General features: G+C 72.1%; 24 protein-coding genes. 19 read left to right on the forward strand and 5 right to left on the reverse strand.

What is annotated here, in order from left to right; all coding sequences use genetic code 11:
* Position 1: 1 nt before the first annotated feature.
* The 6 genes from AC0NZQ_RS18500 to AC0NZQ_RS18525 all read left to right on the forward strand — a co-directional run bounded on the left by AC0NZQ_RS18500 (position 2) and on the right by AC0NZQ_RS18525 (position 7,063).
* Entirely contained in the window at positions 2 to 1,180 is a 1,179-nt protein-coding gene (locus AC0NZQ_RS18500; protein WP_474531552.1) for a cysteine desulfurase family protein, read from the forward strand.
* Positions 1,177 to 2,274: a tRNA 2-thiouridine(34) synthase MnmA gene (mnmA, locus tag AC0NZQ_RS18505; RefSeq protein ID WP_474531553.1), complete on the forward strand. Its 1,098-nt coding sequence runs from the start codon at positions 1,177 to 1,179 to the stop codon at positions 2,272 to 2,274. Before AC0NZQ_RS18500 ends, mnmA begins: the two co-directional genes overlap by 4 nt.
* A complete protein-coding gene (locus AC0NZQ_RS18510; protein ID WP_474531554.1) occupies positions 2,271 to 3,257 on the forward strand; it encodes a uroporphyrinogen decarboxylase/cobalamine-independent methonine synthase family protein in 987 nt (328 codons plus the stop codon). Before mnmA ends, AC0NZQ_RS18510 begins: the two co-directional genes overlap by 4 nt.
* A gap of 67 nt (positions 3,258 to 3,324) precedes the next feature.
* Positions 3,325 to 3,954, forward strand: a complete 630-nt coding sequence (locus AC0NZQ_RS18515) for an FMN-binding negative transcriptional regulator (RefSeq protein ID WP_474531555.1) — start codon at positions 3,325 to 3,327, stop codon at positions 3,952 to 3,954.
* Between the two features lie 29 nt (positions 3,955 to 3,983).
* Positions 3,984 to 6,125 (forward strand): NAD-dependent DNA ligase LigA, encoded by a 2,142-nt coding sequence (ligA, locus tag AC0NZQ_RS18520; protein WP_474531556.1) that lies wholly within the window; start codon positions 3,984 to 3,986, stop codon positions 6,123 to 6,125.
* Between the two features lie 98 nt (positions 6,126 to 6,223).
* Entirely contained in the window at positions 6,224 to 7,063 is an 840-nt protein-coding gene (locus tag AC0NZQ_RS18525; RefSeq protein WP_474531557.1) for a phosphatase PAP2 family protein, read from the forward strand.
* Here the strand turns inward: AC0NZQ_RS18525 and AC0NZQ_RS18530 are convergent.
* Positions 7,019 to 7,894, reverse strand: a complete 876-nt coding sequence (locus AC0NZQ_RS18530; RefSeq protein WP_474531558.1) for an oxidoreductase — start codon at positions 7,892 to 7,894, stop codon at positions 7,019 to 7,021. The two genes, AC0NZQ_RS18525 and AC0NZQ_RS18530, sit on opposite strands and share 45 nt — an antisense overlap.
* A 38-nt stretch (positions 7,895 to 7,932) precedes the next feature.
* The gene (locus AC0NZQ_RS18535) at positions 7,933 to 8,574 is read right to left on the reverse strand and encodes an ACT domain-containing protein (protein WP_474531559.1); all 642 of its coding nucleotides are present in this window, start codon (positions 8,572 to 8,574) and stop codon (positions 7,933 to 7,935) included.
* A gap of 76 nt (positions 8,575 to 8,650) precedes the next feature.
* Here AC0NZQ_RS18535 and gatC point away from each other — a divergent pair, with 76 nt between their 5' ends.
* The 6 genes from gatC to AC0NZQ_RS18565 are packed head-to-tail and all read left to right on the forward strand — an operon-like array spanning position 8,651 to position 14,526.
* Positions 8,651 to 8,971 (forward strand): Asp-tRNA(Asn)/Glu-tRNA(Gln) amidotransferase subunit GatC, encoded by a 321-nt coding sequence (gene gatC, locus AC0NZQ_RS18540; protein WP_474531560.1) that lies wholly within the window; start codon positions 8,651 to 8,653, stop codon positions 8,969 to 8,971.
* Between the two features lie 8 nt (positions 8,972 to 8,979).
* Complete coding sequence (gene gatA, locus AC0NZQ_RS18545; RefSeq protein ID WP_474532025.1) at positions 8,980 to 10,461, forward strand: Asp-tRNA(Asn)/Glu-tRNA(Gln) amidotransferase subunit GatA; 1,482 nt, start codon at positions 8,980 to 8,982, stop codon at positions 10,459 to 10,461.
* On the forward strand, positions 10,458 to 11,939 hold the full coding sequence (gene gatB, locus AC0NZQ_RS18550) for an Asp-tRNA(Asn)/Glu-tRNA(Gln) amidotransferase subunit GatB (RefSeq protein WP_474531561.1): 1,482 nt from the start codon (positions 10,458 to 10,460) through the stop codon (positions 11,937 to 11,939). The genes gatA and gatB overlap by 4 nt, the downstream gene beginning before the upstream one ends.
* Positions 11,940 to 11,944: 5 nt before the next feature.
* Positions 11,945 to 12,913: a DUF2332 domain-containing protein gene (locus AC0NZQ_RS18555; protein WP_474531562.1), complete on the forward strand. Its 969-nt coding sequence runs from the start codon at positions 11,945 to 11,947 to the stop codon at positions 12,911 to 12,913.
* A gap of 38 nt (positions 12,914 to 12,951) precedes the next feature.
* On the forward strand, positions 12,952 to 13,992 hold the full coding sequence (locus AC0NZQ_RS18560) for a hypothetical protein (RefSeq protein WP_474531563.1): 1,041 nt from the start codon (positions 12,952 to 12,954) through the stop codon (positions 13,990 to 13,992).
* 33 nt (positions 13,993 to 14,025) lie between these two features.
* The gene (locus AC0NZQ_RS18565; protein WP_474531564.1) at positions 14,026 to 14,526 is read left to right on the forward strand and encodes a hypothetical protein; all 501 of its coding nucleotides are present in this window, start codon (positions 14,026 to 14,028) and stop codon (positions 14,524 to 14,526) included.
* Positions 14,527 to 14,698: 172 nt separating this feature from the next.
* On the opposite strand, the gene AC0NZQ_RS18570 is transcribed toward AC0NZQ_RS18565, so the two are convergent.
* Positions 14,699 to 15,919, reverse strand: coding sequence for a PQQ-dependent sugar dehydrogenase (locus AC0NZQ_RS18570; RefSeq protein ID WP_474531565.1), 1,221 nt, complete (start codon positions 15,917 to 15,919; stop codon positions 14,699 to 14,701).
* A 67-nt stretch (positions 15,920 to 15,986) separates the two neighbouring features.
* Between AC0NZQ_RS18570 and AC0NZQ_RS18575 the strand changes: the two genes are divergently transcribed.
* Positions 15,987 to 16,919: a 2-hydroxyacid dehydrogenase gene (locus AC0NZQ_RS18575; protein ID WP_474531566.1), complete on the forward strand. Its 933-nt coding sequence runs from the start codon at positions 15,987 to 15,989 to the stop codon at positions 16,917 to 16,919.
* 10 nt (positions 16,920 to 16,929) lie between these two features.
* Here AC0NZQ_RS18575 and AC0NZQ_RS18580 read toward each other — a convergent pair whose 3' ends face one another.
* Positions 16,930 to 17,439, reverse strand: coding sequence for a PH domain-containing protein (locus AC0NZQ_RS18580; protein WP_474531567.1), 510 nt, complete (start codon positions 17,437 to 17,439; stop codon positions 16,930 to 16,932).
* A gap of 30 nt (positions 17,440 to 17,469) precedes the next feature.
* On the opposite strand from AC0NZQ_RS18580, the gene ilvD reads away from it, so the two are divergent.
* A complete protein-coding gene (gene ilvD / locus AC0NZQ_RS18585; protein ID WP_474531568.1) occupies positions 17,470 to 19,167 on the forward strand; it encodes a dihydroxy-acid dehydratase in 1,698 nt (565 codons plus the stop codon).
* Between the two features lie 134 nt (positions 19,168 to 19,301).
* On the opposite strand, the gene AC0NZQ_RS18590 is transcribed toward ilvD, so the two are convergent.
* Positions 19,302 to 19,871 (reverse strand): CAP domain-containing protein, encoded by a 570-nt coding sequence (locus tag AC0NZQ_RS18590; protein WP_474531569.1) that lies wholly within the window; start codon positions 19,869 to 19,871, stop codon positions 19,302 to 19,304.
* Between the two features lie 698 nt (positions 19,872 to 20,569).
* Between AC0NZQ_RS18590 and AC0NZQ_RS18595 the strand changes: the two genes are divergently transcribed.
* The 5 genes from AC0NZQ_RS18595 to AC0NZQ_RS18615 all read left to right on the forward strand — a co-directional run bounded on the left by AC0NZQ_RS18595 (position 20,570) and on the right by AC0NZQ_RS18615 (position 25,648).
* Positions 20,570 to 22,357, forward strand: a complete 1,788-nt coding sequence (locus AC0NZQ_RS18595; RefSeq protein ID WP_474531570.1) for an acetolactate synthase large subunit — start codon at positions 20,570 to 20,572, stop codon at positions 22,355 to 22,357.
* A complete protein-coding gene (locus AC0NZQ_RS18600) occupies positions 22,354 to 23,070 on the forward strand; it encodes an aspartate/glutamate racemase family protein (RefSeq protein WP_474531571.1) in 717 nt (238 codons plus the stop codon). Before AC0NZQ_RS18595 ends, AC0NZQ_RS18600 begins: the two co-directional genes overlap by 4 nt.
* A complete protein-coding gene (ilvN, locus tag AC0NZQ_RS18605; protein WP_474531572.1) occupies positions 23,067 to 23,591 on the forward strand; it encodes an acetolactate synthase small subunit in 525 nt (174 codons plus the stop codon). Before AC0NZQ_RS18600 ends, ilvN begins: the two co-directional genes overlap by 4 nt.
* 34 nt (positions 23,592 to 23,625) lie before the next feature.
* Positions 23,626 to 24,660, forward strand: a complete 1,035-nt coding sequence (ilvC, locus tag AC0NZQ_RS18610; protein ID WP_474531573.1) for a ketol-acid reductoisomerase — start codon at positions 23,626 to 23,628, stop codon at positions 24,658 to 24,660.
* A gap of 181 nt (positions 24,661 to 24,841) precedes the next feature.
* Positions 24,842 to 25,648: a DUF559 domain-containing protein gene (locus AC0NZQ_RS18615; protein ID WP_474531574.1), complete on the forward strand. Its 807-nt coding sequence runs from the start codon at positions 24,842 to 24,844 to the stop codon at positions 25,646 to 25,648.
* The last annotated feature ends 8 nt before the right edge of the window (positions 25,649 to 25,656 follow it).

The following is a 25,656-nucleotide window of genomic DNA, read 5'->3' on the forward strand; positions in this document are numbered from 1 at the left end:
GATGCCCTACCTGGATCACGCCGCGACCACTCCCATGCTCGCGGAGGCGGTTGCCGCCGTCGCCGAGACGATGGGACGCACCGGCAACCCCTCGTCCCTGCACGGGGCGGGACGCGCGGCCCGGCGTGCCGTCGAGGAGTCCCGCGAGCGGCTGGCCGCCGTGCTCGGCGCCCGGCCGTCCGAGGTGATCCTCACCGCCGGTGGCACCGAGTCGGACAACCTCGCGATCAAGGGTCTCTTCTGGGCCCGGCGTGACGCCGACCCGCGCCGGACGCGCATCATCGCCAGCGCGATCGAGCATCACGCCGTCACCGATGCCGTCGACTGGCTGGTCGCGCACGAGGGGGCGCAGGCGACCTGGCTGCCGGTCGATGCGCAGGGCCGGGTCCACCCGGAGGCGCTGCGCGCCGCGCTGGCCGCCGATCCCGACTCCGCCGCCCTGGTCTCGGTCATGTGGGCCAACAACGAGGTCGGCACCGTCCAGCCCATCGCCGAGCTGGCCGCGATCGCGCACGAGTACGGCGTCCCGATGCACACCGACGCCGTCCAGGCGGTGCCGTCGCTGGCCGTGGACTTCGCCGCCTCCGGTGTCGACGCGCTGACCATGACCGGGCACAAGCTCGGTGGTCCGCCGGCCGCCGGGGCGCTGGTGCTGCGTCGTGAGGTCGCCTGCGTGCCGCTGCTGCACGGTGGCGGACAGGAGCGTGACATCCGCTCCGGGACCCTCGACGTCCCCGGTGCGGTCGGGCTCTCGGTCGCCGCCGAGCTCTGCGCCCAGCGCCGCGACGTGGTCTCGCCACGGATCGGACGGCTCCGCGACGACCTCGTCGCCGGCGTGCTGGCCGCCGTCGACGACGCGATCGTCCACGGTCATCCCACCGAGCGGCTGCCCGGCACCGCCAACATCTCCTTCCCCGGCTGCGAGGGCGACGCGCTGCTGATGCTGCTGGACGCCCGGGGTGTCGAGTGCTCCACCGGCTCGGCCTGCTCGGCCGGCGTCGCGCAGCCGTCCCACGTGCTGCTCGCCCTGGGGGTGGCGCCGAGCGAGGCCCGCTCGTCGCTGCGCTTCTCGCTCGGGCACTCCTCCAGCGACGAGGACGTCGCCGCCGCGGTCGCCGCGATCGGCCCGGCCGTGGCGCGAGCGCGGAAGGCCGGACTCACCTCGGTGGGGTCACGATGAGGGTTCTCGCCGCGATGAGCGGCGGCGTCGACTCGGCTGTCGCCGCCGCCCGCGCCGTGGACGCCGGCCACGACGTCACCGGGGTGCATCTGGCGCTGTCGGCGGCGCCGGCGACCCTGCGGCACGGGTCGCGGGGTTGCTGCACGGTCGAGGACGCCAACGACGCCCGTCGCGCCGCCGACGTCCTGGGCATCCCGTTCTACGTCTGGGACCTCGCCGAGCGCTTTCGGGCCGACGTGGTGGACGACTTCGTCGCCGAGTACGCCGCCGGCCGCACGCCGAACCCGTGCCTGCGCTGCAACGAGAAGATCAAATTCGCCGCAGTGCTCGACCGGGCGCTGGCGCTCGGCTTCGACGCGCTCGTCACCGGTCACCACGCCCGGCTCACCGACGGCCGGCTGCGGCGCTCGGTGGACGCGGCCAAGGACCAGTCCTACGTGCTGGCCGTCTGCAGCCGGGAGCAGCTCGCCCACGCGATCTTCCCGCTGGGTGACACCACCAAGGACGGCGTCCGGGCCGAGGCGGCGGCACGGGGACTGGCAGTGGCCGACAAGCCCGATTCGCACGACATCTGCTTCATCGCCGACGGCGACACCCGTGGCTTCCTCGCCCGCCGGCTGGGCGCCACCGAGGGCCCGATCGTCGACGCCGAGACCGGCGCCGAGCTGGGGCGCCACCAGGGCTCGCACGGCTTCACCGTGGGGCAGCGGCGGGGGTTGGCGATCGCCCAGCCGGCAGCCGGTGGCGACCCGCGCTACGTCCTCTCCATCCGGCCGAAGGACAACACGGTGGTGGTCGGACCACGACGCCTGCTCGAGGTGTCTCGGGTCATAGCCGAGCGCCCGGTCTGGACGACGGGCGCGGCGCCGGGTCTCGACTTCGACTGCACGGTTCAGCTGCGGGCGCACGGGATGACCAGTGCGGCCAGCGTGACGGTCGGGCAGGACGAGGTCGTCGCCGTGCTGCACCAGTCCCAGACCGGCGTCGCGGCTGGTCAGGCTCTGGTGATGTACGACGGCGACGGTCCCGACGCCGCGGTCCTGGGGTCGGCCACCATCACCCGCGCCGACGCCGCCGTCACCGCGCTCACGTGAGGCCCCGCCCCTGGGATCCGGGCGCCGCCACCGGCATCGGTTCGCTGCCCGGCACGGTGCCGTTCGAGGCCGCGACCACGGTGCTGGGGGAGCTGCCGCAGCTGCCGCACCTGGCCGAGCTCCCCGCCCGCGGCCCCGGTGCGGCGATGATCGGTCGCAGCTCGGCGCTGCTGGTCGAGCTGCCCGTCGAGCTCGTCCCCACCGGCTGGCGGCTGACCGGCCGGCCCGGCCAGGACCTGCGCCGCGCCCGCGACCTGCTCGCCCGTGACCTCGACGCGCTGGAAGAGGCGGCGGCGGGCTACCGCGGTCCGCTGAAGGTCCAGGCCACCGGGCCCTGGACCCTCGCCGCGAACCTGGAGCTGCCGACCGGTCACCGGGTCGTCGCCGATCACGGGGCGGCGCGCGACCTCGCCGAATCGCTCGCCGAGGGGCTGCGGCAGCACCTCGCCGACATCGCCAGGCGGGTGCCGGGCGCCGAGCCGATCCTGCAGCTGGACGAGCCCTCGCTGCCGTCGGTGCTCGGTGGGCGGATCCCGACACCGTCGGGGTACGGCACCGTCCGCTCGGTCGACCCGCGGCGGGCCGAGCAGACGCTGCGCGACGTGCTGTCGGTGGCGTCCTGCGGGGTCGTGCACTGCTGCGCGCCGGACGTCCCGCTGCGACTGCTGGCCGACGCGGGGGCCGCCGCCGTCGCGCTGGACACGTCGCTGCTGCAGACCTCGCAGTACGACGCCCTGGGCGAGCTGGTGGACGCCGGCGTCGCGCTCTGGCTCGGCGCCGTCCCCGCCTCCGGCGCCACCACCTTCGCGGCGGTGCGCGACGAGATCACGACGCTCTGGCGGTCCCTGGGTTTCGCGCCGGCCGAGCTGGCAGGGGCGGTGGTCCCGACGACGGCCTGCGGCCTGGCCGGTGTCTCTGCCGCGCAGGCCCGCCGGGCGATGCGGGTGGCCCGCGACACCGGGCGGGCGCTGGCCGAGGACTGACGCGGGCCGATCGGGTGAGATCGTGGACGGAGAGCGGCCGCGCCGGCCGCATCCGACGGAGGTCCCCGTGTACGTCCCGCCCGCCAACGCCGTCGCCGCCGACGAGCTGCGCGAGCTGGTGCGCGCCGTCGCCTCGGCCGAGCTGGTCACCGTCGGGGACGACGGCTATCCGTGGGCCACGCTGCTGCCGGTGGTGTGGCGCGACGACGTGGTGATCGCCCACATGGCCCGGGCCAATCCGCACTGGCGCTCGATCGCGCCGGGGACGCCGGCGCTGCTGATCTGCGGTGGGCCACAGGCCTACGTCTCACCCTCCTGGTACGCGAGCAAGGCCGAGCACGGTCGGGTGGTGCCGACCTGGAACTACACCACGGTGCAGCTGCGCGGTCGGGTCACCGTCCGGGAGGACGCCGACTGGCTGCGCGCCGCCGTCACGGAGCTCACCCGTGCCCACGAGAACGGTCGGGTGTCGCCGTGGCAGGTGAGCGACGCGCCCGAGCCCTACGTCGCGGGTCAGCTGCGCGGCATCGTCGGCATCGAGGTCCGGGTCGAGAGCGTCGAGGGGAAGGCCAAGCTCAGTCAGAACCGCTCCGCGGCCGACCGTCGCGGCGTCGTCACCGGCCTCGACGATGAGCCGGGAGCAGGCCCGGCCGCGATCGCGGCGGCGATGCGGAGCGCAGACTCGGCGCCGCGCTGAGTGTCGGACCTGCTCGCTAGATTCGCCTCATGACCGAGGAGATCACGGCCGCGCCCGACGAGGCGCGGGAGGAGCACGCCCGGATCTCGCAGCAGGTGGACGACGCGGCCTACCGCTACTACGTCCTCGACCAGCCCACCGTCAGCGACGCCGAGTACGACGGCTGGCTGCGACGGCTGCAGGAGTTGGAGTCCGAGCACCCCGACCTGCGGACGCCCGAGTCACCGACCCAACGGGTCGGCGGCACCTTCTCCACCCTCTTCACCCCCGTCGACCATCTCGAGCGCATGCTCAGCCTCGACAACGCCTTCTCCGCCGAGGAGCTGCAGGCCTGGATGCAGCGCGTCGAGCGCGACACCGGCGCCACTCCGGCCTACCTCTGCGAGCTCAAGGTCGACGGCCTGGCCGTGAACCTGCTCTACGAGAAGGGCCGGCTCACCCGTGGCCTGACCCGGGGCGACGGCCGCACCGGCGAGGACGTCACCGGCAACATCCGCACCATCCCTGTGGTCCCGGACGTCCTGACCGGCGCCGACGTCCCCGACGTCTTGGAGGTGCGCGGCGAGGTGTACTTCCCGGTGGAGCGCTTCACCGAGCTGAACGCGGCGCTCGTCGAGGCGGGCAAGCCGCCGTATGCCAATCCGCGCAACACCGCGGCGGGGTCGCTGCGGCAGAAGGACCCGAGGATCACCGCGCAACGGCGGTTGTCCATGGTGGTGCACGGCGTCGGCAGGATCGTCGGCGGACCGACGATCACGGCACAGTCGCAGTGGTACGACCAGTTCCGCGAGTGGGGGCTGCCGGTGTCGTCCTTCGCGAAGGTCGTGTCGACGCCGGCGGAGGTGCAGGACTTCATCGACTTCGCCGGCGCGCACCGTCACGACACCGTCAACGGTCCCGAGCACGAGATCGACGGCGTCGTCGTCAAGGTGGACGACATCTCGCTGCAGCGCCGCCTCGGCAGCACCAGCCGCGCGCCGCGCTGGGCCATCGCCTTCAAGTACCCGCCGGAGGAGGTGACCACCACGCTGCTGCGCATCGAGGTCAACATCGGCAGGACGGGGCGCGCCACCCCGTTCGGGATCATGGAGCCGGTGAAGGTCGCCGGTTCCACCGTCGAGAACGCCACCCTGCACAACCAGTGGGAGGTCGCCCGCAAGGACGTCCGCGTCGGCGACACGGTGGTGCTGCGCAAGGCCGGTGACGTGATCCCCGAGATCGTCGCCCCCGTGATCGCCAAGCGGCCGGCCGACGCGCAGCCGTGGGTGATGCCGACGCAGTGCCCGTCCTGCGGCCACGAGCTGCGCCCCGAGCGCGAGGGCGATAAGGACTACCGCTGCCCCAACACCCGGTACTGTCCGGCGCAGCTGCGGGAGCGGCTCTTCAGCCTGGCCAGCCGCTCCGCGCTGGACATCGAGGCATTGGGCTACGAGGGCGCCACCGCGCTGCTCGAGGCCGAGGTGATCGCCGACGAGGGTGACCTCTTCGCGCTGGCCCCCGATACCGACGGCGACGATCACCGCGCGCGTGAGCTGCTGGCCAACGTCCCCGCCTACACCCGGGCGGCGAAGAAGACCGATCCGCCCGACCGTGTCGTCGAGGGCCGCGTGCTCTCGGCCAACGGCGAGAAGCTCATCGCCAACCTCGCCCGGGCCAAGGAGCAGCCGCTGTGGCGGGTGCTGGTGGCGCTGTCGATACGGCACGTCGGGCCCACCGCCGCCCGGGCGCTCGCCGCGCACTTCGGCGACCTCACCGAGCTCGCCGAGGCCGAGCCGGAGCAGATCGCCGAGGCCGAGGGCGTGGGGCAGGTCATCGCCGACGCCGTGGTCGAGTGGTTCGAGGTCGACTGGCACCGGGAGATCGTCCGCAAGTGGGCAGATGCCGGTGTCCGGATGGCCGACGAGGCCGACGACACCCCGAAGACCCTCGCCGGCCTCACGGTCGTGGTGACGGGATCACTGAGCGGCTTCTCCCGCGACGAGGTGAAGGAGGCGATCGTCACACACGGCGGGAAGGCTTCCGGCTCGGTCTCGAAGAAGACCGACTACGTCGTGGTGGGCGACAACGCCGGCTCCAAGGCCGAGAAAGCCGAGCAGTTGGGGCTCACCATCCTCGACGAGGACGGCTTCCGCGAGCTGCTCGCCCACGGTCCGAGTACGGACGCATCGTGACGAACCCGTGACTCGCTGTCCGTAGCCTGCTCACTCGGAGCTGAGACTTTGGGGGGCGTGCCTAGGCGATTCTCGATCGGCTGTGGAAGGAAGGGTTCGTGACGACGTTGCGTGAGAGGCCCGACGCTGCGGCGGCACCCCCCGCCGGACCATCGCTGCGCACCGGCCCGCGACACGTGGCGATCTTCGCCTCGCTGGTCGTCGTCTACGCCCTCTACACCTGGGCCGTGGTCGAGCGGTCGCCGATCGGTCTCTTCGACCGCTACGTCTACACCATCCACTTCCGGCGCGACATCCTCACGACGTTCCAGTACGACTTCCTGCTCAAGTACGTCTACCTGGGCCAGCGCGGTTTCGCGACCTTCGTCTTCCTGCCGTACTTCATCTGGACGGCACTGCGGCTGCGCAGTGCCCGGCCGATGGTCATGCTCGTCGTCGCCCTCATCCTGCTGAACCTCAGCGTCGGCGTCGTGAAGATCGCCGTCGGTCGGATCGGCCCGCGCGAGACGGTGCACTACTTCGACGTCCTCATGGGCGGCAACATCTACCCCTCCGGCCACGTCTCGAACGCCGTCGTCCTCTACGGGCTGATGGCCTGGATCTCGCTGCGGCACCGCCGGCTCTTCACCGGGCTCGCGGTCTGGGTCTCCGTCACGGTCGGCGTCGGCGCCGTCATGGTCAACACCCACTGGTTCTCCGACATCGTCGGCGGCTGGATGGCCGGCGGTCTGGTGCTGCTGGCGCTGCCGTGGTTCGTGCCGCCGGCCGAGCGTGCCTTCGCCAAGCTCTACTACCGCCGGATCAAGCACCACACCGATCCGTGGGTCGTCCGACTGCAGAACCGGTTCCCGCGGCTGCGGGACATTGGGCCGCGGCCCGTGGTCCCGGCGCTGTCAGAGCAGCTCGACCGCCGTCAGCTCGGTGGCACGGCGCCATAGCTGCGCCGCGACCGCGCGATCGCGGGACGCACGGCTCGAACCCACCCGCTTCGGGTGCTTGCCACGGGCCTCGCCGAGGCCGTCCGGACCGTAGAACTCGCCGTTGCGCGCCTCCGGGGAGGTCGCCGCGAAGAGCGTGGGCAGCGCGCCGTCGGCTGCGCTCTGCGCCACCACCTTGTTCAGCACTGACATCGCGGCGTCCTGGAACGTCTCGGTGTGCGACTGCAGCTCGGTGGCCGCGTAGCCGGGGTGCGCGGCCAGGGAGCGGACGGCAGACCCGGTGCCCTCCAGCCGGCGGGCCAGCTCGTAGGCGAACATCAGGTCGGCGAGCTTGGACTGCCCGTAGGCGGCCCAGCGGCGGTAGCGGCGCCGTTCCCAGTTGAGGTCGTCCGGCACGATGCGGCCGATGCGGTGGGCCCCGCTGGAGAGCGTCACCACCCGATCGGTGAGCCGGGGCAGCAGCAGCCCGGTGAGGGCGAAGTGGCCGAGGAAGTTCGTCCCCAGCTGCGACTCGAAACCGTCGACAGTGCGGCGCAGCGGCACCGCCATGATGCCGGCGTTGTTGATCAGGACGTCCACCGTCTCGGTCTGCTCGGCGAAGCGGCGCACCGACGCCAGATCGGCCAGGTCGAGCTGCCGGACTGTCACGTCGCCGGTCATCCGCGCCGCGGCGGCCTCGCCCTTGTCCGTGGAGCGGCAGGCCAGCACCACCGACGCCCCGTGCGCGGCGAGCTCCCGTGCCGTCGCCTCACCGAGCCCCGAGTTGGCTCCGGTCACGACGATGGTGCGGCCGGTCTGGTCAGCGATCTCGGCAGTGGTCCAGGTGCCCATGACCCGACCTTACGGGCCGCGGGTGGCCGCCGGCGGCCTCAGACGGGGGTGACGCTCGCCGCGATCGCCGCGAGGTACTGCAGTCGCACCAGCTCCGAGGGCACCCAGCGCAGCGTGGTGCGACCGACGAGCAGCGCGGCGTCGCCGAAGGCCGTCACCGCGAGCTCGGTGCCGAGGCGACCCCAGTCGGCCGGTGCCCAGTCGTCGGTCTCCAGCGGCCGCGACGGCACCGGCGGCCACCACGGGACGGGGAGCGAGTCGATCTCGGGGGCGGCGCCGCCACGGGCCAGCACCGCCGACTGACCCGAGACCGGCGCGCCGATGACGAGCGTCCAGCCGGCGCGGAAGACCCGGGCCACGCCGTCGGCCAGCGTCGGCAGCGAGGCGTTCTGCCGGCCGAGGGATTCGAGGAGCTCGAGCTCGCGGTGGGCGTCGAGCTGGCCGGCGTAGGGGCGGATGGACTCGACGTGCACGCCCTCGACCGTGGCGGCCGCGGACACCAGGGAGTCGGCGAGCCGGTCCGGGGGCAGCTCGACGACGAAATCGTCGGTGGCATGGCCGGGGGAGCGCTCGATGACGTCGACCGAGAGGATGTCGGCACCGACGGTGCCGAGCGCCGTCGCGACGGCGCCGAGCGCGCCGGGGCGGTCGGGCAGCTTGAGACGCAACAGGAACGACACGCCGCACAGCCTGCCGCACGGCTGTGACGCGACCGTTACGACCCCCACCGAAACGGCGGTCACTAGACTCCCCGGAGTGTCGACACCCAGTACCGACGGCGCCGGCATCGGCCGCGACGACGTCGCCCACCTCGCTCGCCTCGCCCGCCTGGCCGTCACGGCCGAGGAGCTCGACGTCTTCGCCGCCCAGCTCGACGTCATCCTCGGCTCCGTCGCCCGCGTCGCCGAGGTCGCCGCCGCCGACATCCCGCCGACCTCGCACGCCGTGCCGATGACCAACGTCTACCGCGTCGACGAGGTCCGCCCGTCGCTGCCGCGGGCCGATGTCCTGGCCGGGGCGCCGGACGTGGAGGACGACAAGTTCCGCGTGCCGCGGATCCTGGGGGAGGAGGCGTGATGAGCGACATGAGCGACCACGTCGGGCGCACCGCCGCCGAGCTGGCCGGGCTGGTGGCCAGTGGCGAGGCCAGCGCCGTCGAGATCACGCAGGCGCACCTGGACCACGTCACCGCGACCGATCCGGCCGTCCATGCCTTCCTGCACGTCGACGCCGACGGCGCCCTCGCCGCGGCGCGGGCCGTGGACCAGCGGCGCGCCGCGGGTGAGGCGCTCGGCCCGCTGGCCGGGGTCCCGCTCGCCATGAAGGACGTCGTCGTCACCGTCGGCCTGCCCACCACGGCGGGCTCGAAGATGCTCGAGGGGTGGCGGCCTCCTTACGACGCGACCGTCACCCGGCGTATCAAGGACGCCGGCATCGTCATGCTCGGCAAGACCAACATGGACGAGTTCGCCATGGGCAGCTCGACGGAGAACTCCGCCTACGGCCCGACCCGCAACCCCTGGGACCTCACCCGCACGCCGGGCGGCTCCTCGGGCGGGTCGAGCGCCGCGGTGGCAGCGCTGCAGGCGCCGCTGTCCATCGGCACCGACACCGGCGGGTCGATCCGCCAGCCCGCCGCCGTCACCGGCATCGTCGGACACAAGCCCACCTACGGTGCGGTGTCGCGGTACGGGCTCATCGCCTTCTCCTCCTCACTGGACCAGGCCGGCCCCTTCGGCCGCACGGTGCTGGACACCGCGCTGCTGCACGAGGTCATCGCTGGGCACGACCCACTGGACTCCACCTCGATCACCGCGCCGCCGGCCGATGTCGTCGCCGCGGCCCGCGAGGGCGCCGCCGGACGGCTGGACGGGCTGCGGGTCGGCATCGTCCGCGAGCTGGCCGGTGACGGTTACCAGGCCGGTGTCCTCGCCTCCTTCGAGGCCGCGGTCGAGACGCTGCGCGGTCTCGGGGCCGAGGTCGTCGAGGTGAGCTGCCCGCACTTCGACTACGCGCTGGCCGCGTACTATCTCATCGCGCCGAGCGAGTGCTCGTCCAACCTGGCCCGGTTCGACTCGGTCCGCTACGGCCTGCGGGTCGGCGACGACGGCAGCCACTCGCTCGAGGACGTCATGGCCCTCACCCGTGAGGCCGGCTTCGGCCCCGAGGTCAAGCGCCGCATCATGATCGGCACCTACGCGCTGAGCTCGGGTTACTACGACGCCTACTACGGCCAGGCGCAGAAGGTCCGGACCCTCATCGCCCGCGACTTCGCGGCCGCCTTCGAGCGGGCGGACGTGCTGGTGTCGCCGACGACCCCGGTCGTGGCGTTCGGCATCGGCGAGGTCCAGGACCCGCTGACCATGTACAAGAACGACCTCTGCACGCTGCCGGCCTCGCTGGCCGGGACGCCGGCGATCTCGGTGCCGTCCGGGCTGTCCGACGGCCTGCCCGTCGGCTTGCAGATCATGGCCCCGGCGCTGGCCGACGACCGCTGCTACCGCGTCGCCGCAGCCTTCGAGGCGGCCACCGAGCGACTCACCCTCCCGGCGGGAGCACTGGCATGACCGCGTACGACACCCTTCTGCAGACCTACGAGCCGGTCATCGGGCTCGAGACCCACGTCGAGCTCGGCACCGCGTCGAAGATGTTCTGCGGCTGCTCGACCGAGTTCGGCGGCGAGCCGAACACGCAGACCTGCCCGGTCTGCCTCGGCCTGCCCGGCGCGCTGCCGGTGGCGAACGAGAAGGCGATCGAGTCGACCATCCGCATCGGTCTGGCGCTGAACTGCTCGATCGCGTCGTGGTGTCGCTTCGCGCGGAAGAACTACTTCTACCCGGACATGCCGAAGAACTTCCAGACCTCGCAGTACGACGAGCCGCTCTGCGTCGAGGGCTACCTGGACGTCGAGGTCGAGGGGAGGACCTACCGCGTCGGCATCGAGCGGGTGCACCTGGAGGAGGACACCGGCAAGAACACCCACGTCGGGACCTCGGGCCGCATCCACGGTGCCGACTACTCGCTGGTCGACTACAACCGCGCCGGCATCCCGCTCGTCGAGATCGTCACCAAGCCCGTCACCGGCACCGGTGCCCTCGCACCCGAGGTGGCCAAGGCCTACGTCACGGCGCTGCGCGACATCCTGCGTTCCCTGGGGGTCAGCGACGTCCGCATGGAGCAGGGCTCGCTGCGCTGCGACGTGAACACCTCGCTGAACAAGCCGGGCGAACCCTGGGGCACCCGCACCGAGACCAAGAACGTCAACTCGCTGCGCAGCGTCGAGCGCGCCGTCCGGTCGGAGATGCTGCGCCAGGCCGAGGTGCTCGACGCCGGCGGCCGCATCCTGCAGGAGACGCGGCACTTCCAGGAGACCACCGGCGACACCCGCAGCGGCCGCAGCAAGGAGGAGGCGACCGACTACCGGTACTTCCCCGAGCCGGACCTCGTCCCGATGGCGCCGGACCCGGCGTGGGTCGAGCGGCTGAAGGCCGAGCTGCCCGAGCTCCCTGCCGCCCGCCGGGCGCGACTGCGTGACGAGCTGGGGCTCTCGGACGACGACCTGGCCAAGATGACCAACGCCGGCGCCGTCGATCTGGTGGGCGCCACCGCCGACGCCGGGGCGCCGGTCGCCGAGGCCCGCAACTGGTGGATGGGCTACCTGCTGCAGAAGGCCAACGAGCGTGGCGAGGAGCTCGACGCGCTGCCGATCACCCCGGCCGCGGTGGCACGCGTCGTCGCGCTCGTCGCCGGCGGCGACCTCAGCACCGCGCTCGCCCGGCAGGCGGTGGACGGGGTGCTCGAGACCGGCGAGGACGTCGACGTCGTCGTGGCGGCCCGCGGGCTGAAGGTGGTCTCGGACTCCGGAGCGCTGGAGCAGGCCGCCGACGAGGCGATCGCCGCCAACCCCGACGCCGCGCAGAAGGTGCGCGACGGCAAGGTCGCCGCGGTCGGAGCGCTGGTGGGCGCGGTCATGAAGGCCACCCGCGGGCAGGCCGACGCGGCGGCGGTGAAGGACATCCTGCTGAAGCGGCTCGGCGCGGAGTAGGCGGCGTGCCGGACTGGATCGGCGGGGAGGGACACACCACCTCCGAGTCCTACCGCCGGATGGCACGTGACCAGCTCGCCGGGGTCTCACCGAGCTATGCCGCGATCTGCGAGTCGATTGCCGGCCGGCCGGAGGTCTGCGCGCTGATCGACAGGGTGCCCCTGCCGAAGCGGCAGCCGAACCTGCTGCTCGGCGCGGTGCGGTACCTGCAGGGGCCGGTCGACAACCCGGATGCCTTGTGCGCCTTCCTGCTCGAACACTGGTCGGCGGTCGAAGAGGTGATGCTCACGCACGCCACCCAGACCAACGAGCCGACGCGGTGCGCCACGCTGCTGCCACAGCTGGCGACCCTCGCCGGTCCGGTGGCCCTGCTCGAGGTGGGCGCCTCGGCGGGGCTGTGCCTCTATCCCGACCGGTACGGCTACGACTACGACGGCGTCCTCGTCGGCGAGGCGACACCTCGGCTGCGCTGCGAGTTGCAGGGCATTGCCGCCCCGACCCGGCTACCCGAGGTGGTCTGGCGCGGTGGGCTCGACCTGAACCCGCTCGACGTCACCTCCGACGAGGACGTCCGCTGGCTCGAAGCGCTGATCTGGCCGGAGCAGACGGCCCGCTTCGCGACGCTGCGTGCTGCCGTCGAGGTGGCTCGCGCCGACCCGCCACGACTCGTCCGGGGCGATCTCACCCGCGATCTGCCCACGCTCGCCGCGCAGGTACCGGACGACGCCACCCTCGTCGTCTTCCACTCGGCGGTGCTGGCCTACCTGCCGCCGGCGGCACGGGAGCTCCTCTACGCCGCGATCACCGAGCTCGCCGCTGCCCGGCCGACGGTCTGGCTGGCGAACGAGGCTCGCGGGGTGCTGCCCTCGACGACGGCGGCCGAGGTGCCGGCGCACTCCTTCGTCCTCGCCCGGGACGGTGTGCCCGTCGCCGCCACCGGGCCGCACGGTCAGTTCTACCGGGCGCTGTCGTGAGGGCGCTGCCGTGAGGATGCTGCTGTGACGGTGCCGCCGTGAGAGCGGTGCTCGCGGTCGCGCTCACCGCGGGATCGGTGGCCTTCACCGTGCAGGACCCACGGCTCACCGAGGCCAGCGGCATCGCGGTGGGTCTCCGTTCGCCGGGGGTGGTCTACCTCCAGAACGACAGTGGCGACCGCAACCGGTTCTTCGCAGTGAACCCGCGCACCGGCCGGACCGCAGCCACCGTCACCGTCGCCGGGGCGAGCAACGTCGACTGGGAGGACATCGCCGTCGCGCCGGACGTGGCCGGCGTCCCGTCGGTGTGGCTGGCCGACATCGGCGACAACGGTGCGCAGCGCCGGGAGATCCGGGTCTACCGGGTGGCCGAGCCCCGGCTCCGCGCCGACGCCGACGACCGCCGGGTGACGACGGCACCGGCGGATGTCTGGCGGCTGCGCTACCCCGCCGGTCCCACGGACGCCGAGTCGTTCGCCGTCGCGCCGGACGGCACCGGCTACGTCGTCACCAAATCGGTGACGGGCGCGTCGGTTGTCTATCGGCTCCCCGCCCGCCCGGACGCCGGGCGCGTGCAGACGCTGAGCCGGGTGGCGGCCATCCGCTTCGAGTTCACCGGCACCGCCGGCGGGCCGAACCCGCTGGGACAGCTCACCGCCACCGGTGCCGCCTTCTCGCCGGGTGGTCAGTTCTTCGTCGTCCGCACCTACACCGACGCCTACGTCTGGCACGTGCGGCGGCCTTTCGCGCAGACCTTCCGGCAGCGCCCGGCCCGGCTGCCGCTCCCCGCGCAGCCGCAGGGCGAGGGCGTCGCCGTCGCCGGTGGCCGGATGCTGCTCAGCTCGGAGGGTGAGCGACAACCGGTCTACACCGTGTCGCTGCCGCCGGAGAGCGCTTACCCCGGCCGGCCGGCGACCTCCGCCGCCGCACCGTCGTCCACCGCACCGTCGTCCACCGCGCCGGACGAGCCGGACGAGGGCGACCGCAGCGGTCGGGACTCGGCCCGCTACCTCGTCGGCGGCGCGGCTGTCATCGCCCTGGCGCTGCTCGTGCTGGTCGTGGCCCGCCGCCGCCGCTGAGGCAGGATGCCGCCGCTGAGGCAGGATGTGGCCATGGTGACCGACGCCGGGCTCTCCGCGACCGCCCTGACGCTCTGGATCGTCGGCGGGCTGATCGTGCTGGCCGTCATCGCCGCCCTCGTCGGCCGTGCGCTCATCCGGCGCGGCCTGCGCGAGCCCTTCGTCGTCCGCTTCATCAACCGGGTCTCCGAACGCGTGCTGGAGGTGATCAAGCGCCCCATCACCATCGCCGTCCTGGACGAGGTCGCCGACGTGCTGCGCACCGGTCACTACACCCGCAACATCGCCTCCGGGCTGCGGGAGAACCGCGACGAGATCAAGGCGATGGTGCTCGAGAAGATCGAGGAGGATCCGACGGCGGGGTCGATCAGGCTGCTGCCGTTCCACGACCGGATCATCGAGATGACCTGCGAGACCACGATCCGCGTCATCCTGGAGGTCCTCGCCGATCCGCGGACCGACGAGCTCTTCTCCGACATCCTGCGCGACAACATCGCGCAGATCCGCGCCACGGTGCGGGAGCGCCAAGACTAGGGCGTGTCTGACAATCCCGTGCTCTGCTGCGCGACGCCCGGGCACGCACGCTGCGGCGTTGTCGTCGTCGGCCGTAGCAGGTTACGACCGTCCTCCTCCGCCTTGCATCGCGCGCACCCGACCGCCGCTCGCGACGAGCGGGAATTGTCAGACCCGCCCTAGGCCACCCGCCTCAGGTGTTGTTGCCCTCGCCGCCGCTGCTGGAGGGGACGTAGCGGATGACCCGCTCGTCGGCGGCGACGGGTTTGCCCCGGCCGTCGCGGTTGGAGGTCGTCAGCCACAGCGCGCCGTCGGTGGCCGGGACCACCGTCTTCAACCGGCCGTAGCGGTCCTTCAGCGCGCTGGTGAATCGCCCCACTGTCACCGACGTGGTGCCGGATCGGGTCAGCGGGGCGGTGAGCAGCTGCCGGCCGTCCAACGAGGTGACGTAGAGACGCCCGTTCAGCACCGCACAGTCACCGGGGGCACCGTCGGCGGCGGGGGTCCGCGCGATCGGGGCGGTGGTCGCGTAGTTCCCGCCCTGGGTGATCAGGTTGATCTCGCCGGGACCGCCGCCGTCGGGCGCAGCCTCGACCTGCAGCGTCACCGTGGTGTTCGGCACGGTGCAGAGGCCGGCGGTGCTCCGCAGCCCGGAGGCGTAGACGGGCGAGCCCGCGGTGGGGTTGCCGGCAGCGGGGCTGCCGATGTCGGTGATCCGCAGGATCTTGCCGGCCAGGCTGGATCGGCTCACCGACAGCGACGGCCGTCCGGCGTCGCCGGTCCCCACCTCCAGGGTGCCGGCCCGGCTGAAGGAGAGCCGGCCGGTGTTGCCGGTGCTGCGGTGCGGGATGCCGGTGATCACCGGCGTCACCGGGCCGTCGAGAGTGAAGGCCACCACGCGGTTGTCGCGCCGGGTGGAGAGGTAGGCGTAGATGAGGCTGTCCTCGTCGTAGGTCGGTGAGAGCGCCAGGTCCAGCAGACCGCCGTCGCCGGAGCCGTCCACGCCGGGCAGGGTGCGGACCGTCGGGACCGGCTTGCCCGCCACCGGCTGCACCCGGACGATCCGGCCGGTGGTCCGCTCCCCGACGAGGGCGGTGTTGTCCGGCAGCAGCGTCAGGCCGACCGGGCTGCGCAGCTTGGTCGCGACCACCAGGGGGTCCACCTCCTTCGTCGGCGACGAGCTGTTGCTGCTCCCGCCACCACCTCCGGAGCCGCCCCCCGGCCCCGCGAGCGAGGGGACCGGCAGGATCGGCGAGATGCGCGCGCCGGGACCGCCGACGCTCGCCGCCGGCGGGCTCGGGCGGTAGTCCGGCGGCTCGGAGTCGGTCGACGAGGTGCAGCCGGCCAGCACGAGAACGGTGGCCGCCGCGGCCGAGGTGGCCACGGTCGCGGCGCTGCGGGGGCGCGGACGCATCTGTCCAGTCTGCCTGCCGAAGCTGTGCAGCCGCTGCCCCGGCCGGGTGCGGGCTAGGGTCGAACGGGTGATCACCGTGAGCGTCCCGACCGGCGAGAGCCGGGATCTGCTGGCCGAGCATCTCGGGCGCGTCGAGCTGGATGCCGAGATCGTGGTCTGGGACGGCCACGGTCCCGCCCCGGAGGGCGCCGAGCGCATCCGGCTCTTCACCGGTCTCTACAACGCGCCGCCGCCACCACGCGAGGTCTTCGCTGCGCTGCCGTCGCTCGCGGTGATCCAGCTGCTCTCGGCGGGTGTCGAGCCGTGGCTGCCCGTCGTCCCGGACGGGGTCGTGCTCTGCAACGGCCGCGGCATCCACGGCAGCTCCACCGCCGAGCTCGCCGTCGCGGGGTTGCTCTCGCTGCTGCGCGACCTGCCGACCTACCTGGACGCGCAGCGCGAGGGCCGATGGGACCGTTTCGAGTCCCGCGGGCTCGCCGGCCGCCGGGTCTTGGTCCTCGGGGCCGGCGACATCGGCCGCCGCATCGGTGACGTGGCCACCACGCTGGACGCCGAGGTGACCTACGTGGCGCGCACCGAGCGCGTCGGGATCCGCGCCATGGCCGACGTCCCCGAGCTGCTGCCGGAGCACGACGTCGTCGTGGTGGCGCTGCCGCTGACGCCGGAGACCGAGCGCCTGGTCGACACCGCCTTCCTGGACGCACTGCCCGACGGTGCCGTCCTCGTCAACGTCTCCCGGGGCCGGCACGTGGACACCGATGCCCTGGTCGACCAGCTGCAGCGGCGCCGCATCCGCGCCTTCCTGGACGTCACCGACCCGGAGCCGCTGCCGGAGGAGCATCCGCTCTGGGACGCCCCCGGCCTGGTGCTGACCCCGCACGTCGGCGGCGGCACCGCCGGGTGGGACGACCGCGCCTACGAGCTGGTGGCCGCCCAGGTGCAGCGGCTGCGCGACGGCGGCGTCGCGGCGCTGCAGAACCGGGTCGAGAGCGGGTACTGAGCGAGCACGGCTACCGGCGGCGGCGTCGACCCGACGGCGCCGGCTTCGGGACGGCGTCGGTCAGCTCGGGCAGGTGACCACCGGACATCCGCGACAGCGGGCCCAGGTGTGCCAGCCGGAGGCAGGGCAGGCGGGTGGTGCCGGCGTCCTGGACGGCGTAGATGACCCGGTCCCGGACCTCCAGGCCGCGCAGCGTCTCCCACGGCAGCAGCTTGGAGCCGAAGACGGCCCGGACCCGCAGGCCCTGCTCGGTGACCACGGTGGCGGTGCGGGCGATGAAGAAGGCCGCGAGGATCGGGAGGAGCAGGACGAGCACCTGCGGTCCCAGGGCGATGCCGGTGTCGGCGTTGCTGCCGGCCGCCTCGCGGGCCGACTGCGACTGCCCGGCGCTGAAGGCCACGGGGATGGCGCCGACCGCCAGGAAGAGCACGGCGAGGTACGCCGTGCGCGGCAACCGGATGACGTAGGGCAGATCGGGGACGGCACCGCGGGAGGGGGCGGGGGAGGCGGCAGCAGCCATGCCTGGACCGTACGCCGTAACCTCTGCGGGGTGAGCAGCGATTCGCCGGAACGTAAGCAGCACCGCAAGCCGCACAGCAGCACCGTCACCGACGGCCTCGAACGCGCCGCCGCCCGCGGCATGCTCCGCGCCGTCGGCATGGGCGACGACGACTGGCGCAAGCCGCAGATCGGTGTCGCGTCGTCGTGGAACGAGATCACCCCCTGCAACATGTCGCTGGCCCGGTTGGCCAAGGCGGCCAAGGAGGGCGTGCACGCCGCCGACGGTTACCCGCTGGAGTTCGGCACCATCTCGGTCTCCGACGGCATCTCCATGGGTCACAGCGGCATGCACTACTCGCTGGTCTCCCGCGAGGTCATCACCGACTCGGTCGAGACCGTCTTCCGCGCCGAGCAGCTGGACGGCGGCGTCCTGCTCGCCGGCTGCGACAAGTCGATCCCCGGCATGCTCATGGCCGCCGCGCGCCTCGACGTCGCCGCCACCTTCCTCTACGCCGGCTCCACGCTGCCGGGTCGCTACGACGGCCGCGACGTGACGATCATCGACGCCTTCGAGGCCGTCGGCGCCTGCCTGGCCGGCAAGATCACCCGCGACGAGGTCACCGAGATCGAGAAGGCCATCTGCCCCGGCGAGGGAGCCTGCGGCGGCATGTACACCGCCAACACGATGGCCTCCGCCGCCGAGGCGCTCGGCCTCTCGCTGCCCGGCAGCGCCGCCCCGCCCGCGCCGGACCGTCGCCGCGACGACTACGCGCGCCGCTCCGGCGAGGCGGTGGTGGCGCTGGTCGACGCCGGGATCACCACCCGCACCATCCTGACCAAGCAGGCCTTCGAGAACGCCATCACCGTCGTCATGGCCCTCGGCGGTTCCACCAACGCCGTGCTGCACCTGCTCGCCATCGCGCACGAGGCCAAGGTCGAGCTCACCCTCGACGACTTCAACCGCCTCGGCGACAAGACGCCCCACCTGGCCGACGTGAAGCCCTTCGGTCGCTACGTCATGACCGACGTCGACGCGATCGGCGGGGTCCCGGTCGTGATGAAGGCACTGCTGGACGCCGGCCTGCTGCACGGCGACTGCCTGACGGTCACCGGTCGCACGCTGGCCGAGAACCTGGCTGACATCGCCCCGCCCGACCCGGACGGCAAGATCATCCGCGCGATGAGCGACCCGATCCACCGCACCGGCGGGCTGACCATCCTGCGTGGGTCGCTTGCCCCCGACGGCGCCGTGGTCAAGAGCGCGGGCCTCGACTACGAGGTCTTCGAGGGCACCGCCCGCGTCTTCGAGCGCGAGCAGCAGGCGATGGACGCGCTCACCGCCGGCACGCTGACCAAGGGCGACGTCATCGTCATCCGTTGGGAGGGGCCGAAGGGTGGTCCCGGCATGCGCGAGATGTTGCAGATCACCGGGGCGATCAAGGGTGCCGGGCTCGGCAAGGACGTCCTGCTCCTCACCGACGGCCGCTTCTCCGGCGGGACGACCGGACCGTGCATCGGCCACATCGCCCCCGAGGCGGCGCACGGCGGTCCCATTGCCTTCATCGCCGACGGCGACACCATCCGGCTCGACCTCACCACGCGGACCCTTGATCTGATCGTCGACGACGCCGAGCTCGAGCGCCGCCGGGCGGAGTGGAAGCCGCTGGAGCCGCAGTTCGACTTCGGCGTCCTGCGCAAGTACGCCAAGCTCGTCGGCAGCGCGTCCGTCGGGGCCGTCTGCGACTGAGTCTCACCGGGGGTCTCACCGGGAGAACGCCGGGAACGAAAACGGGGCCGCCGCTGCGAACAGCGACGGCCCCGTCTCCCCCCACCAGGCCGTGGGCGAGCCACGGATCCGGGTAGTCGGGTACGGCCGCCGAGCTACATCTTGCGGCCGAAGTCGGTGGTGAGCCAGATCTTGCGGTGCTTGCGATCGATGAAGACCGCCACGCCGACCTCGCGGTAGGAGCGGCTGAGGATGTTGCGGCGGTGGCCGTCGTAGGGCGCCCGCTCGTTGTACATCAGCTTCTGCAGCAGCAGCACACCGCTGCGGCTGATGTCGGAGTTCCAGGCGATGTTCTCGGCGACGCTGCCCCAGCGGTAGCCGGCCTTGTCCACCCGACGGCCCAGCGAGGCCTCGCCGCGGACCTGGTGCGCCATGGTGTTGGCCTTGGCCATGGCCGCGTTGTGCTTGTGCGCGGAGGCCACGAGGCGGGTGTTGGGGCGCAGCGCCGGCAGGTGGTGCGCCTTGCGCTGCTTGTTCAGCAGCGTGAGCACCGAGTTCGCGTAGGAGCGCTCGGTGGTGGTCCGCGCTCGGACCGCGGCGTCGGCCGGGGACGCCACCACGAGCAGCGGGGCGACCAGGCCGACCAGCAGGGTCAGGACGAGCAGGCGGAGGCGGGGGAGGCGTCGGGGGAGACGAGCAGTGGCGAGTGCGGCGCTGCGGGGCATCGGCGGGCTCCATCGGCGGGGAAATGGACGATGTCGGACTGTTCCCCCGAGGACGTGCGGTACTGCCGGTGATGCTGGCCGCACCCACCCCTGGAGCGGCCGGTTCCGCGGACGGAACCACTCGTGTCAGTAAACATGGCTCACTGACTCTTCACAAGATATCGGACGACGAAAGCACCGAACACGCGGGACCATCGGCCCTGGTGCGGCGCGGGACGGTTCGGGGCGGCAGCGAGCGGCCGAGCGGGTTACGGGCGCGTTTCGCCGTGATGACGGGCGATGTCGAGCCTCGGGGGAGGGATGAGCGGGGGTGAGCGGTCGTGCGTCGGGGGGACCACGTGATCCTGCCTGACGGCCGGTCCCGACGGGACGGGACCTAAGTCCCTCACGCTGCGTGATCTGCTGCAGCGGGCCGCCGGCTGGTCGCCGCCGTCGGTGCGGCGTCGTGGTGGACGCCCGAGACAACCCGGGGCCGGTCGAGCCGGCGCGAGGAGTCGTGTAGTGAGTGGTGTACTGTCACGCCCGTGCGTCACATCGACCTCCTCGTACTTGTTACCGAGCGCGTCGCTCGGGTCTGAACCCTCCGCTCGACGACGCGCTGACCCTTCGTGCTCCGGCACGAGGGGTTTTTTGTTGCTCCGACCCGCCCACGACCGGCTGACACACCCACTGCAGGACCTCGCTGAAAGGCACGCGGCATGGCACCGACACCCGAGCAGACAACGACCGGGACCCCCGGCGCGACGACCCTCACCGGCGCGCAGTCCCTCGTCCGGTCCCTCGAGCACGTCGGCGCGGATGTCGTCTTCGGCATCCCCGGCGGTGCGATCCTGCCGGCCTACGACCCGCTCTACGACTCCACGAAGGTGCGCCACATCCTGGTGCGTCACGAGCAGGGCGGCGGCCACGCGGCGACCGGCTACGCCCAGGCCTCCGGCAAGGTCGGCGTCTGCATGGCGACCTCCGGCCCCGGCGCGACCAACCTGGTGACGCCGATCGCCGACGCCTACATGGACTCCGTGCCGATGGTGGCGATCACCGGCCAGGTGGGGCGCTCCATGATCGGCACCGACGCCTTCCAGGAAGCCGACATCAGCGGCATCACGCTGCCGATCACGAAGCACAACTTCCTCGTCACCGAGCCTGCCGACATCCCGCGCGCCATCGCCGAGGCCTTCCACCTCGCCTCGACCGGACGCCCCGGCCCGGTGCTCGTCGACCTGCCCAAGGACGTCCTGCAGGCCACCACGACCTTCTCCTGGCCGCCGAAGCTGGACCTGCCCGGTTACCGCCCGGTCACCCGTCCGCACGGCAAGCAGATCCGGGAGGCGGCCAAGCTCATCGCCGCGGCCCGGCGTCCGGTGCTCTACGTCGGTGGCGGCGTGCTCAAGGGCCGTGCCACCGCCGAGCTGGCCGCGCTGGCCGAGCTCACCGGCATCCCGGTCGTCACCACCCTGATGGCGCGCGGCGCCTTCCCCGACAGCCACCGCCAGCACCTGGGCATGCCCGGCATGCACGGCACGGTCTCGGCCGTCACCGCGCTGCAGAAGGCCGATCTGCTCATCGCCCTCGGCACCCGCTTCGACGACCGCGTCACCGGCAAGCTCGAGACCTTCGCGCCGCACGCCGCGGTGATCCACGCCGACATCGACCCGGCCGAGATCGGCAAGAACCGGGTCGCGGACGTCCCGATCGTGGGCGACGTCCGCGAGGTGCTCGCGGATCTGCTGCCGACCCTCAAGGCCGAGTTCGACGCGGGCCACCGGGCCGACCTCACCGGTTGGTGGCGCCAGATCGACCAGTGGCTGGAGACCTATCCGCTGGGCTACGAGGAGCCGGTCGACGGCACGCTCGCGCCGCAGTACGTGATCGAGCGGCTCGGCGCCATCGCCGGTCCCGAGGCCATCTACGCCGCCGGCGTGGGGCAGCACCAGATGTGGGCCGCGCAGTTCATCGGTTACGAGAACCCCTACACCTGGCTCAACTCCGGCGGCGCCGGCACGATGGGCTACTCGGTCCCGGCCGCGATGGGCGCCAAGGTCGCCTGCCCGGAGAAGCTGGTCTGGGCCATCGACGGCGACGGCTGCTTCCAGATGACCAACCAGGAGCTCGCCACCTGCGCCATCGAGGACATCCCCATCAAGGTCGCCGTGATCAACAACGGCAACCTCGGCATGGTCCGGCAGTGGCAGACGCTCTTCTACGACGAGCGGTACAGCCAGACCGAGCTCGGCACCCACAAGCACCGCATCCCCGACTTCGTCAAGCTCGCCGACGCCTATGGCTGCGCCGGCCTGCGCTGCGAGACCAAGGCCGACGTCGACGCGACGATCGAGCAGGCAATGGAGATCAACGACCGTCCCGTCGTCATCGATTTCACCGTCGGCAAGGACGCCATGGTGTGGCCGATGGTCGCCGCCGGGGCCAGCAACGACGAGATCCAGGCCGCCCGCGACCTCCGTCCGACCTTCGAGGGCGACGAGTGACCGCCGGGACGCCGGCGCTGCGGCGGCTGGGTCTGGTCGGTGGCACCAGCTGGGTGTCGAGCACGCACTACTACCGGGCGCTTAATGCCGGCGTGGCGGCGGCGCTCGGTGGCGTGCACAGCGCGCCGGTGACGCTGTGGTCGGTCGAGTTCGGTGAGATGGCGCGACTGCAGCACGACGGTGACTGGGACGGCGTGGGGCGGGTGCTCGCCGACGCGGCACGGCGGCTGATGGACGCAGGCTGCGAGGGCATCGCCCTCGGCGCCAACACCACACACCTGGTCGCCGACCGGGTCCGTGAGGCGATCGGGGACGTACCGTTCGTCGACCTCGTCGCCCACACCGCTGACGCCGTCGCGCCCTACGGTGCCGTCGGGCTGCTCGGCACCGCCTTCACCATGGGCAGCGAGATGTTCCCTTCTGCCTTCGCGGCGTCCGGGACCCGCACTCTCGTCCCGGACGAGGCCGACCGCCGCGTCGTCCACGACGTCATCTATGACGAGCTGGCCCGCGACATCGTCAGCGACACCGCCCGCAAGAGCTACCTCGACGTCATCGACCGGCTCGTCGACGCCGGCGCCGAGGCCGTCGTGCTGGCCTGCACCGAGCAGGGACTGCTGCTGCGCGACGGCGACGCCGCCGTCCCCCTGCTCGACACCACCGAGATCCACTGCCGCGCCCTGATCGACTTCATGCTGGGAGAACCGTCGTGAGCACCCATACGCTGTCCGTGCTGGTCGAGAACAAGCCCGGCGTGCTCACCCGCGTCGCCGGTCTCTTCGCCCGCCGTGGCTTCAACATCGAGTCCCTCGCGGTCGGACCCACCGAGCACGCCGAGATCTCGCGCATCACCATCGTCGTGAGCGTCGAGGGCGCGGTGCTGGAACAGGTGACCAAGCAGCTCAACAAGCTGATCAACGTCATCAAGATCGTCGAACTCGAGGAGAAGCAGGCCGTGCAGCGGGAACTGCTGCTGGTCAAGGTGCGTGCCGACGACACCAACCGTCGGGACGTCCTGCAGGTCGTCGAGTTGTTCAAGGCCAAGGTCGCCGACGTCGGCCCCGAGGCACTCACCGTCGAGCTCACCGGAAGGCCTGACAAGCTGAACGCGATGCTCGGCATGCTGGAGCCGCACGGCATCCGCGAGATGGTGCAGTCCGGCACGGTCGCGCTGGGCCGCGGCCACCGTTCCATGACCCAGGCGGCGCTGCGCTCAGTCGAGCGCAGCGCCTGACCACACATCACACGAGGAAGAAGGCAGTCACCCCATGGCAGTGGAGATGTTCTACGACGACGACGCCGACCTGTCGCTGATCCAGGGGCGCAAGGTCGCCGTCCTGGGCTTCGGCTCGCAGGGTCACGCGCACGCGCTGTCCCTGCGCGACTCGGGCGTCGACGTCCGCATCGGGCTGCTCGAGGGCTCGAAGAGCCGGGCCAAGGCCGAGGACGAGGGCCTGCGCGTCCTCACCCCGGCCGAGGCGGCGGCCGAGGCGGATCTGATCATGGTCCTCGCGCCGGACCCGGCGCAGCGCAAGCTCTACACCGAGTCGATCGAGCCGAGCCTCAAGGACGGCGACGCGCTGTTCTTCAGCCACGGCTTCAACATCCGCTACGGCTACATCAAGCCCCCGGCCAACATCGACGTCGCCATGGTCGCCCCCAAGGGGCCGGGCCACCTCGTCCGTCGGCAGTACGTCGACGGCAAGGGCGTTCCGGTCCTCGTCGCCGTCGAGCAGGACGCCTCGGGCAACGCCCTCGCGCTGGCGCTCTCGTACGCCAAGGCCATCGGTGGCACCCGTGCCGGCGCGATCAAGACCACCTTCACCGAGGAGACGGAGACCGACCTCTTCGGCGAGCAGGCCGTCCTCTGCGGTGGCACGTCGCAGCTGGTGCAGTACGGCTTCGAGGTTCTCACCGAGGCCGGTTACGCCCCCGAGGTCGCCTACTTCGAGTGCCTGCACGAGCTCAAGCTCATCGTCGACCTGATGTACGAGGGCGGCATCGCCAAGCAGCGCTGGTCCATCTCGGACACCGCGGAGTACGGCGACTACGTCTCCGGTCCCCGCGTCATCGACCCGCGGGTGAAGGAGAACATGCAGGCGGTGCTCTCCGACATCCAGGACGGCACCTTCGCCGAGCGCTTCATCGCCGACCAGGACGCTGGCGCCCCGGAGTTCAAGGCCCTGCGCGAGAAGGGCGAGACCCACCCCATCGAGTCCGTCGGCAAGAAGCTGCGTGGCCTGATGTCCTGGGTGAACTCGGACGCCGACGACTACGTCGAGGGCACCGCCGCCCGGGGCTGACGCCCCTCTCCCGCTTTTGGCGGCCTAACTTGGGATACCAAGTCAGGCCGCCAAAAGCGTCTCGGGGCTGTGGACAACCCCGTGTCGGACCCCGCCGTGCCCCACTCTCGATGCCATGTGGACACGCATCGCAGCGAGACAGGCGGGCCTGATCGCGCGGTCCCAGCTCGTTGCTGCCGAGGTGCCGCCGGGCACCGTCGATCTCTGGGTCGCGGCCGGCCGACTGCAGACAACGCCGACGCAGGGGATCTATCGAGTCGCGGGCACACCGGACACGCCACAGGCGAGCGCGTGGTTCGCGGCTCTCGCGACCCGTTCCGTGGTCAGCTACACCACGGCCGCGCAGTGGTGGGGTGACATGCCCGTCGCGGACGACCGACTGGTGCACGTGACGCGCCTCGATCGCCGACGGCTCGATTGGCCGCCCGGAATCAGAGTTCACAGGGTCGGCCTCGATCGCGGCGAGATCGTCCGGCACCGCGGGCTCTGGGTGACGAGTCGCGCAGAGACCGTGCTCGACTGCATCGGCTGGCTCTCGCCGGGACGGGCTCTCGTCCTGGCCGACCGTGCCGTCCAACAGGGGTGGGTGTTGCCGGGCGACTTCGAACGACGTCTCGAGCGGCAGCGCTGGGGCAACAAACAGGTGCGGCGTATTGGTGGGCAGGTCAGTCGCGGCGCTGACGCGGAATCCGAGCGCCGGTTGCACTCCTTGCTCCGGCGGGCCGGGATCGCCAATTGGGTCGCGCAGTTCCCGTTCGTGACTGCCTCGGGGCGATTCGCCATCGACATCGCCTTCCCGGCGCAGCGGCTGGCGGTCGAAGTGGACGGCTACGCGTACCACTCGTCCGACGATCGCTTCCAGCGGGATCGCACCAAGCAGAACGCGCTGATCGCGGCGGGCTGGCGGGTGCTGCGCTTCACCTGGGTGGACATCACCGACCACCCGAAGCGCGTCGTGGCGACACTCCTCACGGTTTTGGCGGCCTGACTTGGGAT

Source organism: Jatrophihabitans sp. sgz311053 (assembly GCF_056135305.1).

What these genes read in the sequence shown, in the direction of transcription:
- gatB (WP_474531561.1), top strand. Translation starts at nt 10,458, where the DNA reads ATGACCGCGTACGACACCCTTCTGCAGACCTACGAGCCGGTCATCGGG.
- AC0NZQ_RS18500 (WP_474531552.1), top strand. Translation starts at nt 2, where the DNA reads ATGCCCTACCTGGATCACGCCGCGACCACTCCCATGCTCGCGGAGGCG.
- ilvC (WP_474531573.1), top strand. Translation starts at nt 23,626, where the DNA reads ATGGCAGTGGAGATGTTCTACGACGACGACGCCGACCTGTCGCTGATC.
- AC0NZQ_RS18590 (WP_474531569.1), bottom strand. Translation starts at nt 19,871, where the DNA reads ATGCCCCGCAGCGCCGCACTCGCCACTGCTCGTCTCCCCCGACGCCTC.
- AC0NZQ_RS18565 (WP_474531564.1), top strand. Translation starts at nt 14,026, where the DNA reads ATGGTGACCGACGCCGGGCTCTCCGCGACCGCCCTGACGCTCTGGATC.
- AC0NZQ_RS18570 (WP_474531565.1), bottom strand. Translation starts at nt 15,919, where the DNA reads ATGCGTCCGCGCCCCCGCAGCGCCGCGACCGTGGCCACCTCGGCCGCG.
- AC0NZQ_RS18530 (WP_474531558.1), bottom strand. Translation starts at nt 7,894, where the DNA reads ATGGGCACCTGGACCACTGCCGAGATCGCTGACCAGACCGGCCGCACC.
- gatA (WP_474532025.1), top strand. Translation starts at nt 8,980, where the DNA reads ATGAGCGACCACGTCGGGCGCACCGCCGCCGAGCTGGCCGGGCTGGTG.
- mnmA (WP_474531553.1), top strand. Translation starts at nt 1,177, where the DNA reads ATGAGGGTTCTCGCCGCGATGAGCGGCGGCGTCGACTCGGCTGTCGCC.
- ligA (WP_474531556.1), top strand. Translation starts at nt 3,984, where the DNA reads ATGACCGAGGAGATCACGGCCGCGCCCGACGAGGCGCGGGAGGAGCAC.
- AC0NZQ_RS18580 (WP_474531567.1), bottom strand. Translation starts at nt 17,439, where the DNA reads ATGGCTGCTGCCGCCTCCCCCGCCCCCTCCCGCGGTGCCGTCCCCGAT.
- AC0NZQ_RS18595 (WP_474531570.1), top strand. Translation starts at nt 20,570, where the DNA reads ATGGCACCGACACCCGAGCAGACAACGACCGGGACCCCCGGCGCGACG.